A 1,257-nucleotide genomic window follows, 5' to 3' on the forward strand; every position below is an offset into this window, starting at 1 on the left:
CGGGGCCGGTGTCGGGGCCGGTGTCGGGGCCGGCGGTGAGCCGTCCCGGGTGGACTGGCGAGGTGCGGTGGTGGGCCGCCGGGCCATCGTGGGTCGGGTCGCCGGGGTCGGCGGTGCGAAGACTGGCGTGAACGGTGCCGGTGGGCGGCGTGGCGCGCTCTGCCGTGCTGGCGGGGTGGAGAACGTTGCCGCGGGTGCCGGCCCTTGAGGGATTGGGCTCGTCGGTGCGGGCGTGGTGTTGCTGAACGCTGGAGGGGTGGGCCGTGTACGCGGTCGAGGGGTGGCCGGTTGTGGAGGGTTGGGCTGCGAAAACGCCGGGGTCGGGGCCGGACCAGTCGGGGTTGCCGTGGTGTCCGACCGGGCTGGGTGGCTCAACGCGGGTGCCCCAGCGGTGCCCGCCGGCACCGACAATGGGGCTTGCGCGACAGGGTCGTTACTAAACGCCACCGGGGTGGGTCGGGACGGCCGGGACAGCGGCGGGCGTGGGGTACCCGGACGGCCCCTGACAGCGGGGACGGGCCGAGCGGTACTCGACTTTGCTGCGTTCCTGGTGGTGGTCACGGCCCGTTGGCGGGCAGCCGTCCCCGTGCGGGCGGCGCGGCGGCCTGCGCCGATGGACGTGGCGGCGGCACCGAGGGTCTTGACCATGACGTATGCCTGCAGGAGTTGCCCGAGCAGCCCCCGGCCCTGGTTACGCAACCCGAGCGGGGCGAGGACGAACTGTTTGGCCAGCCCCGGCAGCTTGGTCAGCAGCCACAGCATCGTGACGCAGACCAACACTCCGAGCAGGCCACTAGTGGTGGCCGGAACGCCCATGAGGACCAGCCCGTGGGGGGTGAGGAACACCCTCACTGTGGCCAGGACGATCACCGCCTGGGCCACCTGCAGGCCGAGGCACGCACCGAAGGCACGCCACCAGATGTAGGCCAGACCCTCGGTCTGCGGCGTCGCATGACACGCCAACGCCAACGGCGCGACCCCGACGAGGACGACGAGCAACGCCACCCGCAAAAGGAACGTGATGACCACGACGATGCCGAGGACGACCACGGCGATGACCAGCAGCGCGAGCAGAATGTTCGGGCTGCTGGGAGCGGTCAGCGGCTGGTCGAGGATCCCGACGATCGCGGACGCCGCCGCCGGTCCGTCGACACCTTGGCCGGCGATGGCGGCGGTCAGGGCGTTGGTCGCCTCGATCGCCTTGCCGCACAGGATGAGGGAGACATTCGAGATCACCGCCCCGAGGGCCAGCCGCGG

The 1,257-nt window shown here is 72.0% G+C and carries 1 protein-coding gene; it reads right to left on the reverse strand.

Translation table 11 applies throughout. The features are described from left to right. Positions 1-1,257 (reverse strand): TrbL/VirB6 family protein (locus tag K228_RS29115; protein WP_025620810.1); only part of this gene is annotated, 1,257 nt, incomplete at both ends.

Source organism: Salinispora cortesiana, assembly GCF_000484695.1.
Classification (GTDB): domain Bacteria; phylum Actinomycetota; class Actinomycetes; order Mycobacteriales; family Micromonosporaceae; genus Micromonospora; species Micromonospora cortesiana.